Source organism: Streptomyces sp. NPDC097595 (assembly GCF_044761525.1).
GTDB classification, from domain to species: domain Bacteria; phylum Actinomycetota; class Actinomycetes; order Streptomycetales; family Streptomycetaceae; genus Streptomyces; species Streptomyces drozdowiczii_A.
Window position 1 is genome coordinate 80,355 of the sequence record NZ_JBIWCN010000005.1, and the last position, 15,748, is coordinate 96,102.

The window sequence follows — 15,748 nt, forward strand, 5'->3', positions numbered from 1 at the left end:
CCTCATGAGCCAGCACACGGGCCCCGTGGCCCTCGTCACCGGCGCCACCAGCGGCATCGGCCTCGCCGTCGCCCGGCTGCTCGCCGGCCAGGGCCACCGGGTCTTCGTCGGAGCCCGTAACGGCGACAACGTCGCCGCCACCGTCAAGGAACTGCGGGCGGAAGGGCTGGACGTCGACGGCACCACCCTGGACGTCCGGTCCGCCGACGACGTGCGCACGTTCGTCGGCGCCGCCGTGGACCGCTACGGCACGGTCGACGTCCTCGTCAACAACGCCGGCCGCAGCGGCGGAGGGGTGACCGCGGACATCGCCGACGACCTCTGGGACGACGTCATCGACACCAACCTCACCAGCGTCTTCCGTGTCACCCGGGAAGTCCTGAACACGGGTGGCCTGCGGCAGAAGGACCGGGGCCGGATCATCAACATCGCCTCCACCGCCGGCAAGCAGGGCGTCGTCCTCGGCGCCCCCTACTCGGCCTCCAAGCACGGGGTGGTCGGCTTCACCAAGGCGCTCGGCAACGAACTGGCCCCGACCGGGATCACCGTCAACGCCGTCTGCCCCGGGTACGTGGAGACGCCGATGGCCCAGCGCGTACGCGAGGGCTATGCCGCCGCCTACGAGACCACCGAGGACGCGGTCCTGGAGAGGTTCAACGCCAAGATCCCGCTCGGACGCTACTCCACCCCCGAGGAGGTCGCCGGTCTCGTCGGCTATCTGGTGTCCGACACCGCCGCCTCCATCACCGCGCAGGCCCTCAACGTCTGCGGCGGCCTCGGCAACTTCTGACGTCCCCTCACTCCATTCCACCCACAGGAGACTTCACCATGACGACCCGCGAGGTCGAGCACGAAATCACTGTCCGGGCCGCCGCCTCCGAGGTCTACCGGCTGCTCGCCGAGGTCGAGAACTGGCCCCGCCTCTTCCCGCCCTCCGTCCACGTCGAACAGCTGGAGGTCGACGGCGACCAGGAGCGCATCCGGATCTGGGCCACCGCCAACGGCGAGGCCAAGAGCTGGACCTCCATCCGGGTCCTCGACCCCGAGGGCCTGCGGATCCGCTTCTGGCAGGAGATCCCCGCCCACCCCGTCGCCGAGATGACCGGGACGTGGATCATCGAGCCGCTCCCCGAGGGCGAGACCCGCGTCCGACTCCTCCACGAGTACCGGGCCGTGGACGACGACCCGGAGAAGCTGGTCTGGATCGACCAGGCCGTCGACCGCAACAGCCGGGCCGAGCTGCCCGGGCTGAAGACCAACCTCGAACTGGGCGCCACGGACGCCGAACTGTCCCTCTCCTTCGAGGACTCCGTGCGCGTCGAGGGCTCCGCCAAGGACGTGTACGACTTCCTCAACGAGGCCGCGCTCTGGTCCGAGCGGCTCCCGCACGTCGCCGGGGTCCGGCTCACGGAGGACACCCCCGGCCTCCAGATCCTGCGGCTCGACACCCGTACCAAGGACGGGTCGTCCCACACCACCGAATCCGTCCGCGTCTGCTTCCCGTACCGCCGGATCGCGTACAAACAGACGACGCTGCCCGGACTGCTCACCCTGCACACCGGCTACTGGCAGCTCGACGAGGACGCCGACGGAGTCACCACGGCCACCTCCCAGCACACCGTCGTCCTGAACGCGGAGAAGATCACGGAGATCCTCGGCGAGGACGCGGGTGTCCCGGAGGCCCGTGCCTTCATCCGCGACGCCCTCGGCGGCAACAGCCGCGCCACGCTGGGCCACGCCAAGCAGTACGCGGAAGACCGGCGTTGACCGGGCCGGCGGCGGAGGTCCCGGCGGCCGACGTGGTCGTCGTCGGCGCCGGGCCCGTCGGGCTCCTCCTCGCCGGAGAACTGCGCCTGGGCGGTGCCCGGGTGACCGTCCTGGAGCAGCTCGTCGAACCCACCACGGAGTCCAGGGCGTCCACCCTGCACAGCCGCACCCTGGAGATCCTGGAGGACCGCGGCGTGCTGCGGCGCCTGGGCGCCCTGCCGGACGGCGGGCCCGGCCACTTCGGCGGGCTCCGCCTCGATCTCGCCGAAGCGGAGCCCGGCCACCCGCACGCCGGTCAGTGGAAGTGCCCCCAGACCCGGCTGGAGGCCGTCCTGCAGCTTTGGGCCACCGGCCTCGGGGCCCACATCCGGCGCGGACACCGGGTCACGGGGCTCACGGTCCGCCCGCACCGCGTGGAGGTCGCCCACACGGGCACCGACGGCACCGCGCACAGCACCACGGCCGCGTTCGTCGTCGGCTGCGACGGCGAGCGCAGCACGGTACGGCGGCTCGGCGGCTTCGAACTCACCGGCGAGGACGGGACGCTGGAGATGCTGCGTGCCGACGTGGCCGGCATCGACGTACCCGACCGCCGCTTCGAACGGCACCCGCACGGGCTGGCCACGGCACACCGCTGGCCCGACGGCTCCACCCGGGTGATGGTCCACCTCTTCGGCGCGCCACCGGCCCGGCGCACCGGTCCGCCGTCCTTCGCGGAGGTCACCACCGCCTGGGCCGAGGTGACCGGCGAGGAGATCGGCCACGGCACACCGTTGTGGCTGAACGCGTTCGACAACACCAGCCGGCAGGTCACCGCCTACCGGCGCGGCCGGGTCCTGCTCGCCGGTGACGCCGCCCATGTCCAGATGCCGGTGGGCGGCCAGGCGCTCAACCTGGGCCTCCAGGACGCCGCCGCCCTCGGTCCCCGCCTCGCCGCCCGCGTCACCGGCCGCGCCGGCGACGACGAGCTCGACGCGTACCACCGCGAACGGCACCCGGTGACCGCCCGCGCGCTCACCGGAATCCGGGCCCAGGCACGGCTGCTGCTCGGCGGCCCCGAGGTGGACGGCGTGCGTGAGGTCGTCGCCGGGCTCCTGCGCCTGGGCACCGTACGCCGCCATCTCGCCCGGGTCGTCACCGGGCTCGACACCCCCCGACCGCCCGCATCCACAGGGAGCTGACCACATGAGCAACAGGCTCGAAGGAAAGACCGCACTCGTCACCGGGTCGAGCCGGGGCATCGGACGCGCCCTCGCGATCCGGCTGGCCCGCGAGGGCGCCCTCGTCGCCGTCCACTACGCACACGACCGGAAGGCGGCCGACGCGACCCTGGCGGACATCGAGGGGGAGGGCGGCCGCGGTTTCACCGTCCGCGCCGAACTCGGCGTCCCCGGCGACGTCCACGAACTCTTCCTCGGCCTGGAACGCGGGCTGAAGGAGCGGACCGGCGAGACCACCCTCGACATCCTCGTCAACAACGCGGGTGAGACCACCCAGAACGGCGTCGCCCCCGAGGACGTCACCCCGGAGCAGTTCGACCGCTTCTTCGCCGTCAACGCCAAGGCACCGTACTTCCTGGTGCAGCGCGCTCTGCCGTCGATTCCCGAGGGGGGCAGGATCGTCAACATCTCCTCGGGCCTGACCCGGGTCGCCAACCCCGAGCAGACGGCGTACGCCATGACCAAGGGAGCCATCGAGCAGCTCACCCTCCATCTGGCGCGGCAGCTCGCCCCGCGCGGCATCACCATCAACAGCGTGGCGCCCGGGATCACCGACAACGGGAGTCCCGTCTTCGACATCCCGGAGGCCGTGGCGGAGATGGCCAAGCTGTCCGCCTTCCAGCGGGTGGGAGAGGCCGGGGACGTCGCCGATGTCGTCACCTTCCTCGCCACCGACGAGGCCCGCTGGATCACCGGCTCCTTCGTCGACGCCACCGGCGGCACCCTCCTCGGCTAGGCCGTGCCGACCGTCCCCCCTTCCGAAAGGCATCTGTCATGGACGTCGGACTCCTCTTCGACCTGCGCAACCCCGACCAGTGGCACCGGCCCTGGGCAGACCACTACGCGCGGACCCTGGAGTTCTGCGAGGAAGCGGACCGCCGGGGCGTCGGCGGTCTGTGGTTCACCGAGCACCACCGCTTCGAGGACGGCTACCTGCCCCAGCCGCTCACCTTCGCGGCGGCCGTCGCCGCACGCACCCGCCGCGCACGCATCGGCACCTCCGTCGTCCTGCCGGCGCTGCACCACCCCGTCGACATCGCCGAACAGGCAGCGATCGTGGACCTGTTGAGCGGCGGCCGGCTCGAACTCGGCCTCGGGGCCGGCTACCGCGTCCCCGAGTACGCACTCTTCGACGCCGACTTCGGTCATCGCTTCGCACGGACCGAGGAACGCATGAGGGAGATCCTTCGGCTCTGGCGCGAGCGGGAGATCACTCCCCTGCCGATCCAGGACCCGCCACCGGTGTGGGGCGGCTTCTACGGGCCGCGGGGCGCCCGGCTGGCCGGGCGGCTGGGCGTCGGGCTGCTGCACATCTCCCGTGAACGCTTCGGGCAGTACCGCGAGGGACTGGTCGAAGGCGGCCACGACCCGGAGACCGCCCGCGTGAGCGATCTGCTCCCGATCCTGCTCTCCCGGGACCCGGAGGCCGCCTGGCACCGCATCGGCCCCCACCTGGTCCACCAGGTGAACTCCTACCGTCAAGGGGCCCTCCAGGGAACCGCTTTCGACGGCCCGCCGCCGCTGACCCTCGATGATCTGCGCGATCCGGACGCCGAGGACCGGCGCGGACTGCTCGACATCCTCACCCCCGAGGACGCCGCCGTCCGCATCAAGGAGCTGACCGCGGGCCTGCCCGTGAAGCACCTCATCTTCTGGGCGAGCATCGCCGGCATGCCGGACGACCTGGTCGCCGAGAACCTGGAGCTGGTCACCGAACAGCTGCCGCGCCTCCTGCCGTGACCACGACCGAACGCGCTCCCGCCGGGCACGCGTGGGCTCTGCTCCTCGTCCTCTCCGGCAACATGGTGCTGGACGCGACGGAGGTGTCGCTCGTCCTGGTCGCCCTGCCGGTCATCGGGAACGACCTGGGCCTGTCACCGCTGACCACGCAGTGGCTCATGAGCGGCTTCGCCCTCGGGTTCGCGGCCCTGCTGCCCACCGGGCCGCGGCTCGCCGCCCGGTTCGGCAGACGGCGTGTCTACTTCGCCGCGATGCTCGGCTTCGCGCTCGCGTCGGTCGCGGGCGGGCTGGCGGACGGGCCCGCCCTGCTCATCGCGACCCGGGTGGTCAAGGGCGCGTGCGCCGCCCTCACGGCTCCGATGGGGCTCGCCATCATCGGCACGGCCTACCCCGAGGGGCCGGAGCGGCGCCGTGCCGTCTCGGTGTATTCCGCCTTCGGGGCCGCGGGGTTCACGGCCGGGCTCCTCGTGTCCGGAGCGCTCCTGGAGGCGGGCTGGCGCTGGATCTTCCTCCTGCCGGCTCCCGTCGCCCTCGTCCTCCTGCTGTGGGGGCTGCGGCTCGTCCCCCACGAGGTGACCGCCCGGCCGCCGGCTGCGGCCCCCGCGCCGGGGCCGTCGGGGCACGACCGCGTACTGCTGCGCACCGGTCTGGGGGCGGCCACACTGAACGGCACCTATCACGGACTGCTGTTCCTGCTCACCTTCCAGATGCAGGGTCAGCTCGGCCTGTCGCCCTGGACGGGTGCGCTGGCGCTGCTGCCGGCCTGCGTGCCGCTCGCCGTGTCCGTGCCGTTCGCCGGCTCCCTGGTCCGTCGCCACGGAACGGGCCGGCTCATCGCGCTGGGGGCCGCGGCGCCCCTGCTGGGATATCTGCTCGCCGTGTGGCGGCCCCCTTCGGACGCGTACCTCACCCGCACGCTGCCCGTGCTGCTCCTCGTCGGCGCCGGGTTCGTGCTCTCCTTCGCCGCGCTCAACATGCGGGCCGCCGGGTCCGTACCGCCGTCGCGCCGCGCCACGGCGATCCCGCTCTATCAGATGGCCGTGCAACTCGGCGCGGTCCTGCTCCTCCCGCTCACCGCCTGGCTCCTGACCGCCTTCGACGACCGGCGCCCGGCCCTCGCCGTGCTGGCCGTCGCGGCGGCCGCGGGCCTGGCCGCCGCTCTCCCCGGACTCCGCGACGGACGTCCCGGCCCGCCCTCACGGAAGGAACCCGCATGACCTGCTTCGCACCACCGCCCCCGCTCGCCGTCACCGGCCGCGAGCGGCCCCATGAACGCTGAGCCCCGGGCCGCCGCCGCCCGGCGCGGTCCCGACCTCGCGCGCCCGGACGCCGCCTCGGTCCACATCACCCACTGGCATGCCCCCGGACGTGACGCCGCCCGCGCCCTGCTGGACGAGGTGTCCGACCGGTGGGCCGCAGCCGTGTGGCCCGACGGCCTGCTCTCGTTCCACGCCTATCTGGATACGGCCGGCGACACGGTCCTCACCTACGTCCAGTCCGCGCGGACCACCGCCCACCACGACCTCGTCCGGACGCTCCGGGGCCCGGCGGCGGCCGCGGCCGTCTCCTACCGGCTGCACACCAGCGTCGTCCTGGACGCCACCGGAACACCCCCCGGAGCCGTCGTCGTTGCCACCTTCGACGTCGACGGAGCCGACGCACAGGAGCGGATCATCGAGTCCGTGGCGCGGGCCGTCACCGACGCACCGGCGGAGCAGCGCGAAGGCATGCTCAGCGCCCACTTCCACGCGAGCACGGACGGCAGCCGGGTCCTCAACTACGCGGAGTGGACCAGTGACGAGGCGCACCTGGCCTTCCTGGAGGGCGCGGCCCGCGCGGCCACCCTCCGGGCCACCGGTGCCACCGCCGGCGTACGCCCCATAGGCTTTCGCCGCTTCCATCTCCACCACGGCATCACCCCCGAGAGGAGCGACACATGACCATCCTGGTGACCGGAGCACGCGGCCGGGTCGGCGCCGCCGTCGTACGCGAACTGCTCGCCGCCGGCGAGAAGGTGCGGGCCGCGAGCGCCGACCCGGCGACCCTGACGGCACTGCCCGACGAGGTGGAGCGCGTGCGACTCGACCTGGCCTCACCGCAGGACCTGCATGACGTCCTCCACGGCGTGCAGAAGATCTTCCTGTACGCCCAGCCGGCCGGCGCCGCCCGTCTGACCGAGGCCGCGGCGGCGGCCGGAGTCGGGCACATCGTGCTGCTCTCCTCCCTGGCCATCGAGAGCCACGGGGCGGATACAAGTCCGATCGCGCAGCAGCACCGGCTCGTCGAGGACGTGCTGCGGGCCTCGGGGATCGGCTGGACGTTCGTCCGGGCCGGCGGGTTCGCCACCAACGCCCTGCAGTGGGCCCAGGAGATACGGGAGGGGCGTCCGCTGCGGCTCGCCTATCCCGAGGCCCACAGCGAGCCGGTCCACGAGTCGGACATCGCCGCCGTCGCGGTGCGCGCGCTCCTGGACGAGGCGCACCGGGGTGCCACTCTGCGTATCACCGGCCCCCAGTCCCTCTCGGCGCGGCAACAGGCGGAGCTCGTCGCGGCGGCGGCGGGCCGGGAGGTCGTGGTGCGGCTGATCACGCCCGAGGAGTACCTCAAGGAGCTCATCGCCTTCGTGCCCGAACCGGTCGCCGCGACACTCGTCGCGTACCAGGCCGCACGGGACGGCCGGCCGCAGAGGACGTACGACGACGTGCCCGCCGTACTGGGCCGCCCCGCGCTCCCCTTCGTGCAGTGGGCGAAGGAGAACGCCGACGCCTTCCGCTGAACCGGCCTCGTCCCATGCGTGAGCGGCGCCCCCGGCGGGGCGCCGCTCACGGCCGTTCCGGTCTACCACTCGACGGGCAGGCGCGTGACACCTCGCATCACCCGGTTGGTGTTCCACTCCACCTCGTCGGCCGGCACCGCGAGCCGCAGCCCCGGCAGCCGCCGTGCCAGGGTCGCGATGACCGTCTGCAGTTCGAGCCGGGCGAGCGGGGCCGCGGGGCAGTGGTGCGCCCCGTGCCCGAACGCCACGTGCGGGTTGGTCTCCCGGTGGAAGTCCAGCTCCTCCGGGTTCTCGAACACGGTCCCGTCCCGGTTGGCGGAGTCGGTCTGCGCGACCACCGCGTCACCGGCGCGCACCAGCTGCCCGGCGAGCTCGAAGTCCTCAACGGCGATCCGCGAGAACGGCGCCACGCTGGTGGCCAGGGGGGTGTACCGCAGCAGTTCCTCGACCGCCGGGGGAACCAGGGCCGGGTCCTTGACCAGGGACTCCCACAGCGGGGGCCGGGACAGCAGGGTGTAGAGGAAGTTGCCGGTCTGGTTGGCGGTCGTCTCGTGCCCGGCGGTGAGCAGATCCACGGCGAACACGCCGAGCTCGCTCTCGGTGAGCCGGTCGCCGCCCTCGCGCGAGGTGACCAGACGGCTGAGCAGGTCGTCGCCGGGCTCGGCGATCCGGCGCGCGATCAGCTCCCGCAGGTACCCGTCGAGGCTGTCCCGCGCCGCCTGGATGGTCGCGGGATCGGCGACCGTCAGCGCCATCATGGCGTCGGTCCACTCGCGGAACCGGCCGCGGTCCTCCTCCGGAATGCCGAAGGTCTCGCAGATGACCGTGATGCCCATGGGCCAGGCCAGCCCGGTGGCCAGGTCGGCGGGCGGACCCGTCTCCTCCAGGGAGTCCACGAGGGAGTCGATGATCGCCTGCACCCGGGGCCGGACGGCGGCCACCTGACGTGCGGTGAACGCCTTCGCGGCGAGCCGGCGCAGGCGCGTGTGCTCCGGCGGGTCCATGCTGAGGAGGGAGTCGGCCTGCTGGATCAGCGGGCTGGACCGGGGGACGTCCTTGCCGACGGCGGCGGCCCTGCTCAGCCGGGTGTCGGAGAGCGCGGCGCGTACGTCCGCGTACCGGGTCACCAGCCAGGCGTCCCCGCCGTGCGGCATCGTGACCCGTGTGACGGGCTCCTCGCTCCGCAGCCTGGCATAGGCCGGATCGAGTTCGAGGCGCTCGGAGGTGAAGCCGGAGGCATGGTAAGGGCAGGAGGAGAGGGAATTCCCGGAATCGGTCGTCGTCATCGGAGCGTCTCCGTCTGTGAGGTGAACCGGTGTGCGAACCCTGCCGACTCTAGATTCCACCGTTTTCCGTCCCGGTCAGCCGGTTCATCACATCTCGACAATTCACTGTCAGGAAAAGGAAAACCGGCGGGGCAGGGGGCGGTGGCGGGCCGACGGATTTCGGAATCCGCCGACCCACCACGGGGTTTCACTCGTGTCCGACCCTGAATCCCACACCGCGTACGGTCCTTATCCAGCTGCTCCGGCCCAACTTGCTGCGCAGGGAGCTGACATGGGTGTCGACGGTGCGGGTTGCCCGGGACCCGAGCACATGCGGCATCGGGTCCTCCCAGATCTCGGTCATCAGCCGTTGCCGGCTGACCACGCTCTCGGAGTGCCGGGCGAGATAGTAGAGCAGGTCGAATTCCTTGCGGGTGAGATCGACGGGACTTCCGCGCAACAGGACCTCGCGGGACGCGGCGTTGATGCGCAGCGTTCCGATCGAGAGGACCGTCAGGGACTCCCTTAATCCCGGAGGGGCATGCCTGCGCCTGGTCACGGCCTCGATGCGCGCCACCAGTTCGCGGAATTCGTAGGGTTTGTCGAGGCAGTCGTCGGCGCCGGTCCGCAGGGCCAGGACGCGGTCGAGTTCGCTGCCGCTGTCCGTGAACGTGATGACCGGTGTCTCCGCGTCCTCGCGGATGCGCCGGCAGACTTCCAGGCCGTCGATGTCGGGCAGGTCGAGGTCGAGCAGGACGAAGTCCGCACCACGGTGTGCGTCCAGTGCCGCCGTGCCGCTGCTGACGGAGGCGACGCCGTACCCGTGGCGTTCCAGTGCCCGGGTCAGTTCGCCGTCGCTGTTGTGTGAGTCCTCCACCACGAGAATCTGCACGATGTCTCCCTTGATCGGATCGGGTGCGCGTACGCAGACGATGTTCTCCGCGCGGCCCGGGATCCGATGGCACGTGTCGAGGGTCTTAAAGAAGCGTTCACGGACGTTCACGACCGCTTCGCGTACGACCGCTCGAACCTGCCTGTACGTGTCAACTCATGAACTCGGCAAGGGATTTGACACCCCGTAAGCGCCCAGGAAGGCGCCGGTCGCCGAGCGGGCCACCTGCCGGACCTCCGCCTCCGGCACGGCCCGGGTGCCGAGCCGGGACCGGGCCTCCATCGGACCGGTCAGCAGGGCGAGGAAGTGCTCGGCCGCCTCCGCCGGATCGCAGGACCTCAGCCGGCCGGACAGGGCGAGCCGGGCCAGCCGGTCGGCCAGCGCCTCCTTGAGCCGGCTCGCACCACGCCCCCAGACGATCTCCAGCAGGTCGGGGAACTGGCCGATCTCCGCGTAGAGCAGGCGCCGCAGCGCCCAGGACTGCTCGTTGCAACATCGCAACAGCAGGCGGTACGCCAGGTCTTCGAGCCGGGCGGCCTCGTCGCCGTCCGGCACCTCGGCACCCGCGCCGCCCTCGGTGGTGAACAGGTCCACGACGGCCAGGTTCTGAGCCATCACGTCGTCGGCCGCGGCCTCCATCGCGCTGCGGAAGACGTTCTGTTTGTCGCCGAGGTGGTTGTACACCGTGTGCTTGGCGACGCCCGCGACCTCGGCGATCTCCTCCATGCAGGCACGGGCGTAGCCCCGCTGGGCGAAGACGGTGAATGCGGCGCCCAGGATCGCCTGCCGCTTGTCGATGCGGCCTCGCGACGGGGCCTTGGGGGTGCTCGTTCCGCTCACTCCGCCATCGTACCCACCGGCTCGCAGAAATGCACCAGCGAGTGCAAACCGCTGCCCCGTAGCGTTGAAACCGAACGCACGGGTGCCCTACTCTGCACTCGCCAGTGCAATTCTCGCTCGATCTCACCGGAGACAGTCATGGCGCATGCACAGGACGAACGTCTGGATCCCGCCCTGCGGCGGCTGATCGGCGTGATCCTGTTGGGCGGGATCATGGGGATCCTCGACGGCTCGATGATCGCCGTCGCGGCCGACACCCTCGCCCGGGACTTCGACACCTCGCTGTCCACCATCAGCTGGGTGTCCACAAGCTATCTGCTCGCGCTCACCGTCTCGATCCCCGTCACCACCTGGGCGGTCGACCGGTTCGGCGGACGCCGGCTGTGGCTGCTCGGCCTCGTCGTCTTCCTCGTCGGCTCGGTCGCCTCCGGCCTCGCCTGGAACGCACCCAGCCTCATCGTCTTCCGCGTCGTGCAGGGCTTGGGGGCCGGTCTGCTCGACCCGCTGATGCTCACGCTGCTCGCCCGCGCCTCGGGGCCCGCACGCGCCGGACGCGTCATGGGGGTGATGGGGATCGTCGGCTCCAGCGGCCCGGTGTTCGGGCCGGTCGTCGGCGGCATCATCCTCCAGGGCACCGACTGGCGCTGGATGTTCCTGGTCAACGTCCCCATCGGCCTCGTCGCCCTGGCGCTCGCCCTCAAGTTCGTGCCCAAGGACTCTCCCGCCGAAAAATCGGCCGCCGGCAAGCTCGACATCCTCGGCCTCGCCCTGATCGGACCGGGCGTCGCCGCCGGTGTCCTCGCGCTCTCGCAGGCCGCCGAACAGGCCGCGTTCGCCGTGCCGTCGGTGCTGGTGCCCCTGGTGCTCTCCCTCGTACTGCTGGGCGGATACGGGTTCCACGCCCTGCGAGGACGCGGCGAGGGTGCGGCCGCGCCCCTCATCGACCTGCGCCTGTTCCAACGCGGCAGCTTCGCCGCCAGTGTGACGGTCGGCTCGCTCGTCGGCCTCGCCACGTTCGCCAGCCTCTTCGCCCTGCCGCTCTACCACCAGCAGGTCCAGGGACGGAGCACCTTCGAGGCGGCCCTGCTGCTCGCCCCGCTCGGCATCGGGTCGGCCCTGTCCATGCCGGTCACCGGCCGACTCTCGGACCGGGTCGGCTCGCGGCGCCTCGTCCAGGCGGGCGGCGCTCTCGCGCTGCTGAGCGCGCTGGCCTTCACCCGTATCGGGGCGGACACGTCCGAAGTGTGGCCGGCCGTCGCCGCGTTCGCCATCGGCGTGGGTCTCGGCGCGGTCGGCGCGCCCACGATCGCCTCCCTCTACCGCACCCTGCCCGCGCCCCTGGTGCCGCAGGGCAGCTCGGTGCTCTACATGCTCAACCAGCTCGGGGCGTCGATCGGCATCGCCGTCGTGGCGCTCGTGATGCAGACGGCGGGTGACGGGGACCCGGTCCGGGGATTCCACGCCGCGTACTGGACGGTGTCCGTGGTGCTCGTCCTCGTCCTGGGTGCGGCGAGCCTGCTGCCGGGCCGCCCCGCGCCGGCGGAGGCCCCGTCCGCCGGAGGCCAATCCGCCGGAAGCCCGCCCGAGGAGGCCCCGCCCGTGGGAGTCCCCACCGCGTCCGTTCGCACGCTGGGAGAGGGCGAATGAGCACGCTGGTCATCGCCGGTGGCACCGACGGCATCGGCAGGGCGCTGGCCGAGGTGTACCTGGGACGGGGCGACACGGTGGTCGTCATCGGCCGGAACCCCGAGAAGGGCCGCCGGTTCCTCGATGACGCGGACGCGATCGGCGCCGCCGGGCGGGCCGTCTTCGTCACGGCCGACCTCAGCCTGCTGAAGGAGACCTCCCGCGCCGCCGAGGAGATCCGCGCCGCGTTCCCGACGATCGACGCGCTCGTGTTCTGCGCCCGCCACTACCGCTTCCGGCGCACGGAGACCGCAGAGGGGTACGAGGAGAACTTCGCGCTCTTCTATCTGAGCCGCCATGTGCTGGGCGAGGCCCTCGCCGAGCCGCTCTCCCGCGCACGGCATCCGGTCGTCGTCAACGTGGCCGGTCCGGGCGCCGGGCTCGACATCGTCCGATGGGACGATCTCCAGCTCAGCCGCGACTACCACGGCGGGGCCGCGCTCGGTCACGGCGGAAAGCTCAACGACCTGCTGGGCGTCTCCTACGCCGAGCAGCACGGCCCGGCCGGGATCCGTTACGTGCTCATCCACCCCGGGGTCACGGCGACCGGCTTCTCCGGTGAGTACGACCGCGCGACGCTCGCCCACATCCGGTCGATGCAAGCGCACGCGAAGCCCGTCGGGGCAGCGCTGCCACCGATCACCGACGCCATCGACCAACCCCCCGCCGAAGCGCTCAGCGCCTACGTCGAAGGCCGTCGCATCCGGGTCGACACCCCCGACTTCGCCCCCGCCGCCGCGCGCCGGCTGCGCGACCTCACCGACCGTCTCCTTGCGGGGAGTTGACACTCCTGACGAAGACCTGAGATGGCGGCCCTGGGAAACGGAGGACGCCGGACGGAGACTGAGAGGGCGCCCGCCCCTCCCGCCCCCCGACTCCCAGGAGCCGCCACCATGTCCTACGTGTCCGCCGATCCCGTACGGGCCGTCCTCGACGATCCGCGCAGCGCGGCCGTACTCGTCACCACCGTCGCCACGCGGGGACCGGACCACACCCGGCGGACCGCCGAGCGGGCCGTCGCCGCCGCACGCCGCGTGCCGTGGCCGCGCGGGCTGCTCAGCCTGACCGTGTACACCAGCGGTGACGACGACTCCGTCCTCACCTACGCCCAGTGGGACGCCGTGGACCGGATTCCGGCCACCGGCTCTCCGGCCGGAGCGGGCGCTGTCTCCCGGGTGTTCCGGCACTACCGCACGGTCCGTGGCACCGCCGTGGAGGAGCCGGCGCCCGTCCCGGAGTCGTTCCCGGCGGCGTTCTTCCCCGCCGAGGACGAGCGGGCCGCCCGCGACTGGCTCGACGGGCTGCTCGCGGGGGAAGAGCGGACGGAGGGCGACGACCGGGCCTACCCCGGCGCCCTTGCCGCGCACCTCCACATCGCCTCGGACGGTCGCCAGGTGCTCAGCTTCTCCGAGTGGGTCGCGGAGGAGCCGGCCGTCGCCCACATCGAGGCGGTATGGGCCCCGGTGCTCAAGGACTTCGGCGGTACCGGCACCCTCTACCGCCACCACCGCACCCTCCTGCCCCCGGACGCGACCGCTCCGCGATGAAACGACCGCCACGGGTCGGCGGAACACCCCGGTCCTGGCCGGTGACACCTTCACCGCGGGCGCCCCGGCGCCTCCGGCCCTCGGCAGTGTCAGGGTTGCGGCGGCGGTCACCAGCAGCCCGGCCGCCGCGAGCAGCACGCTCCAGCGCATCCCGGCGAGGAACGAGTCGGCGCCCGCCAGCAGCGCCCCGAAGACGGCCACCGCGATCGCCCCGCCCACTTGGCGCGCTGTGTTGAGCACTGCCCCGGCGGTGCCCGCGCGGTCGGCGGGCACCGCGTCCAGGAGCATCGCGGTCAGGGCCGGCACCGCCAGCGCACCGCCGAGTCCGACCGGCACCATCAGCATCGCCACCACCCACGCCCCGGTGTGCGGGCCGACGACAAACAGGGACAGCAGCCCGCCCGCACCGACGAGCTGCCCCGCCGTCATCGGGACACGCGGTCCGCACCGGGCGGCCATCCGGGCGGAGGCCAGGTCCACCAGCGCCACCAGGGCCGTCATTGGCCATGAAGCCGACCACCAGGGACACCGTCACCACCCGGGTACGGAACAGCGTCATCGGCAGCATCGGGTGGGCGCCCCGCGCCTGCGCGACGAGGAAGCCCACGGCCGCGACGGCGACGGCGCCGACGACGGTCCAGACCGCGATGGCACGCGCTCGCTCGGCCCGGTCGGGGAAGCCCTAAACGGTCCCTGACGGCGTGCTCGGCCCGGACCGTGAGGACGCGCGCCCGGAGGATGAGGGCACGTTCCGGATGAACAGCACCGGCGTGACGGCGGTCGCGGCGGCGAACAGGCCGAACGCGAGGCGCATGCCGCCCAGTTCGGCCAGGAGGCCCACCAGCGCCGCGCCCAGGGGCATGGCGCCGAAGTTGAAGAGGCGGGACGCTGCGCCGTAGCGGCCGAGCATCTCGTCCGGCACCCTGCGCTGCGTAAGGGTGCGGGCGTTGACCGACCAGAGGGTGCCACCCATGCCACCCAGGAAGGCGCCGGCCGCCACCGCCCACAGGTTCGTCGTGAGCGCGGGCAGCGCCACCATCGCGATGGTGCCGATCAGGTCGGCGAACATCGCGCGTCGGGCACCGAGCACCCGGTTGACCCAGGTCACCGTCAGCGCCCCGGCCAGGCCGCCGACGCCGAGGGCGCTGAGCAGGATGCCGTACTCACGGGATCCGAGCCCCATGACCTGCTGGGCGTAGAGCGGTATGAGGGCCAGCCAGGCGCCCCAGACGGCGGAGAGCACGGCGACGAGCAGGGACAGGGTGCGCAGCAGGCGGTCGTTCCAGAGGAAGCGCACGCCCTCGGCGATGCGGCTGTTGACCGATGCGGGTGCCGTGTCCGGGGCGGGTGCGGCGGGGCGGAAGCGGCCGACGAGCAGGAGCAGGGCCAGGGCGGCGAGGGCGTAGGAGGCGCCGGTCACGCCGAGGGCGAGGCCGGTTCCGGCGGCCAGGAGCAGCCCTCCGACGAAGGGGCCGGCGAATTCCTGCCCCACGGTCTCCGCGCCCACCATCCAGGCGTTGGCCCGTTCGCGCCCGGCGGGCGGCACCGCGGCCGGGACCAGGGCGGATGCCGAGGTCGATGCCGCCACGTCGGCGACGCCGAGGACCGCTCCGGCGGCGAAGAGCACGTGGAGGGCGACGCCTCCGGTGAGGGCGGCGACGGTGAGCCAGGCCATCGCGGCCACGCGCATGCCGTTCGCCGTCCAGAGCAGCCGGCGGCGGTCGAGGCGGTCGACGAGGACGCCGATGTGCAGGGCGATGAGCAGCCACGGCAGCGTCAGGGTGAGGGAGACGGCGGTGACCTGCGCGGGTGAGCCGGTGAGCTGGGCGGCGAGGAGGGGCAGCGCCATCTTCATCACGCCGTCGGCGAGGTTGGTCGCGGCGGTGAATGCCACGAGGACGGCGGTGTTACGGCGCCCGAGGCGCGTCTCGTGCCGCGCGGTCGCGGTGCCCGTGTATTCGGGCGCTGTCGTGGTCATGGCCGTCCATCCCCCTGGTCGTCTCGGCAGCACACCG

The 15,748-nt window shown here is 72.5% G+C and carries 13 protein-coding genes and 1 pseudogene; 10 read left to right on the forward strand and 4 right to left on the reverse strand.

Features of this window, described 5'->3' with window-relative positions:
• Nucleotides 1-4: 4 nt before the first annotated feature.
• The 7 genes and pseudogenes from fabG to ACIQZN_RS09830 all read left to right on the forward strand — a co-directional run bounded on the left by fabG (nucleotide 5) and on the right by ACIQZN_RS09830 (nucleotide 7,503).
• Nucleotides 5-790 (forward strand): 3-oxoacyl-ACP reductase FabG, encoded by a 786-nt coding sequence (gene fabG / locus ACIQZN_RS09800; protein WP_403990075.1) that lies wholly within the window; start codon nucleotides 5-7, stop codon nucleotides 788-790.
• 38 nt (nucleotides 791-828) lie between these two features.
• Complete coding sequence (locus ACIQZN_RS09805) at nucleotides 829-1,767, forward strand: aromatase/cyclase (RefSeq protein ID WP_403990077.1); 939 nt, start codon at nucleotides 829-831, stop codon at nucleotides 1,765-1,767.
• A pseudogene (locus ACIQZN_RS09810) lies at nucleotides 1,764-3,723 on the forward strand (SDR family oxidoreductase). Before ACIQZN_RS09805 ends, ACIQZN_RS09810 begins: the two are co-directional and overlap by 4 nt.
• A gap of 38 nt (nucleotides 3,724-3,761) precedes the next feature.
• Nucleotides 3,762-4,727: an LLM class flavin-dependent oxidoreductase gene (locus ACIQZN_RS09815; RefSeq protein ID WP_403990079.1), complete on the forward strand. Its 966-nt coding sequence runs from the start codon at nucleotides 3,762-3,764 to the stop codon at nucleotides 4,725-4,727.
• Nucleotides 4,724-5,944: an MFS transporter gene (locus ACIQZN_RS09820; RefSeq protein WP_403990081.1), complete on the forward strand. Its 1,221-nt coding sequence runs from the start codon at nucleotides 4,724-4,726 to the stop codon at nucleotides 5,942-5,944. The genes ACIQZN_RS09815 and ACIQZN_RS09820 overlap by 4 nt, the downstream gene beginning before the upstream one ends.
• Nucleotides 5,945-5,995: 51 nt before the next feature.
• Entirely contained in the window at nucleotides 5,996-6,667 is a 672-nt protein-coding gene (locus tag ACIQZN_RS09825; RefSeq protein ID WP_403990083.1) for an antibiotic biosynthesis monooxygenase, read from the forward strand.
• Entirely contained in the window at nucleotides 6,664-7,503 is an 840-nt protein-coding gene (locus tag ACIQZN_RS09830; RefSeq protein ID WP_403990085.1) for an SDR family oxidoreductase, read from the forward strand. Before ACIQZN_RS09825 ends, ACIQZN_RS09830 begins: the two co-directional genes overlap by 4 nt.
• Nucleotides 7,504-7,565: 62 nt before the next feature.
• On the opposite strand, the gene ACIQZN_RS09835 is transcribed toward ACIQZN_RS09830, so the two are convergent.
• From ACIQZN_RS09835 to ACIQZN_RS09845, 3 genes are all read right to left on the reverse strand, one after another.
• Nucleotides 7,566-8,789, reverse strand: a complete 1,224-nt coding sequence (locus ACIQZN_RS09835; protein ID WP_403990087.1) for a cytochrome P450 — start codon at nucleotides 8,787-8,789, stop codon at nucleotides 7,566-7,568.
• 187 nt (nucleotides 8,790-8,976) lie between these two features.
• Nucleotides 8,977-9,660 (reverse strand): response regulator transcription factor, encoded by a 684-nt coding sequence (locus ACIQZN_RS09840; protein ID WP_403990845.1) that lies wholly within the window; start codon nucleotides 9,658-9,660, stop codon nucleotides 8,977-8,979.
• Nucleotides 9,661-9,816: 156 nt separating this feature from the next.
• Nucleotides 9,817-10,500 carry a TetR/AcrR family transcriptional regulator gene (locus ACIQZN_RS09845; protein ID WP_403990089.1) on the reverse strand — a complete coding sequence of 228 codons (684 nt, stop codon included), beginning with the start codon at nucleotides 10,498-10,500 and terminating at the stop codon, nucleotides 9,817-9,819.
• Nucleotides 10,501-10,638: 138 nt separating this feature from the next.
• Here ACIQZN_RS09845 and ACIQZN_RS09850 point away from each other — a divergent pair, with 138 nt between their 5' ends.
• From ACIQZN_RS09850 to ACIQZN_RS09860, 3 genes are all read left to right on the forward strand, one after another.
• Nucleotides 10,639-12,147: a DHA2 family efflux MFS transporter permease subunit gene (locus ACIQZN_RS09850; RefSeq protein ID WP_403990091.1), complete on the forward strand. Its 1,509-nt coding sequence runs from the start codon at nucleotides 10,639-10,641 to the stop codon at nucleotides 12,145-12,147.
• The gene (locus tag ACIQZN_RS09855; protein ID WP_403990093.1) at nucleotides 12,144-12,971 is read left to right on the forward strand and encodes an SDR family NAD(P)-dependent oxidoreductase; all 828 of its coding nucleotides are present in this window, start codon (nucleotides 12,144-12,146) and stop codon (nucleotides 12,969-12,971) included. The genes ACIQZN_RS09850 and ACIQZN_RS09855 overlap by 4 nt, the downstream gene beginning before the upstream one ends.
• 108 nt (nucleotides 12,972-13,079) lie before the next feature.
• Nucleotides 13,080-13,733 carry a hypothetical protein gene (locus tag ACIQZN_RS09860; RefSeq protein ID WP_403990095.1) on the forward strand — a complete coding sequence of 218 codons (654 nt, stop codon included), beginning with the start codon at nucleotides 13,080-13,082 and terminating at the stop codon, nucleotides 13,731-13,733.
• Between the two features lie 682 nt (nucleotides 13,734-14,415).
• On the opposite strand, the gene ACIQZN_RS09865 is transcribed toward ACIQZN_RS09860, so the two are convergent.
• The gene (locus ACIQZN_RS09865; protein WP_403990097.1) at nucleotides 14,416-15,711 is read right to left on the reverse strand and encodes an MFS transporter; all 1,296 of its coding nucleotides are present in this window, start codon (nucleotides 15,709-15,711) and stop codon (nucleotides 14,416-14,418) included.
• Nucleotides 15,712-15,748 lie beyond the last annotated feature (37 nt).

Excerpts from the sequence above, each read along its gene's own strand:
- ACIQZN_RS09860 (WP_403990095.1), top strand. The coding sequence starts at position 13,080 with ATGTCCTACGTGTCCGCCGATCCCGTACGGGCCGTCCTCGACGATCCG.
- ACIQZN_RS09855 (WP_403990093.1), top strand. The coding sequence starts at position 12,144 with ATGAGCACGCTGGTCATCGCCGGTGGCACCGACGGCATCGGCAGGGCG.
- ACIQZN_RS09865 (WP_403990097.1), bottom strand. The coding sequence starts at position 15,711 with ATGACCACGACAGCGCCCGAATACACGGGCACCGCGACCGCGCGGCAC.
- ACIQZN_RS09835 (WP_403990087.1), bottom strand. The coding sequence starts at position 8,789 with ATGACGACGACCGATTCCGGGAATTCCCTCTCCTCCTGCCCTTACCAT.
- ACIQZN_RS09815 (WP_403990079.1), top strand. The coding sequence starts at position 3,762 with ATGGACGTCGGACTCCTCTTCGACCTGCGCAACCCCGACCAGTGGCAC.
- ACIQZN_RS09805 (WP_403990077.1), top strand. The coding sequence starts at position 829 with ATGACGACCCGCGAGGTCGAGCACGAAATCACTGTCCGGGCCGCCGCC.
- fabG (WP_403990075.1), top strand. The coding sequence starts at position 5 with ATGAGCCAGCACACGGGCCCCGTGGCCCTCGTCACCGGCGCCACCAGC.
- ACIQZN_RS09850 (WP_403990091.1), top strand. The coding sequence starts at position 10,639 with ATGGCGCATGCACAGGACGAACGTCTGGATCCCGCCCTGCGGCGGCTG.
- ACIQZN_RS09830 (WP_403990085.1), top strand. The coding sequence starts at position 6,664 with ATGACCATCCTGGTGACCGGAGCACGCGGCCGGGTCGGCGCCGCCGTC.
- ACIQZN_RS09825 (WP_403990083.1), top strand. The coding sequence starts at position 5,996 with ATGAACGCTGAGCCCCGGGCCGCCGCCGCCCGGCGCGGTCCCGACCTC.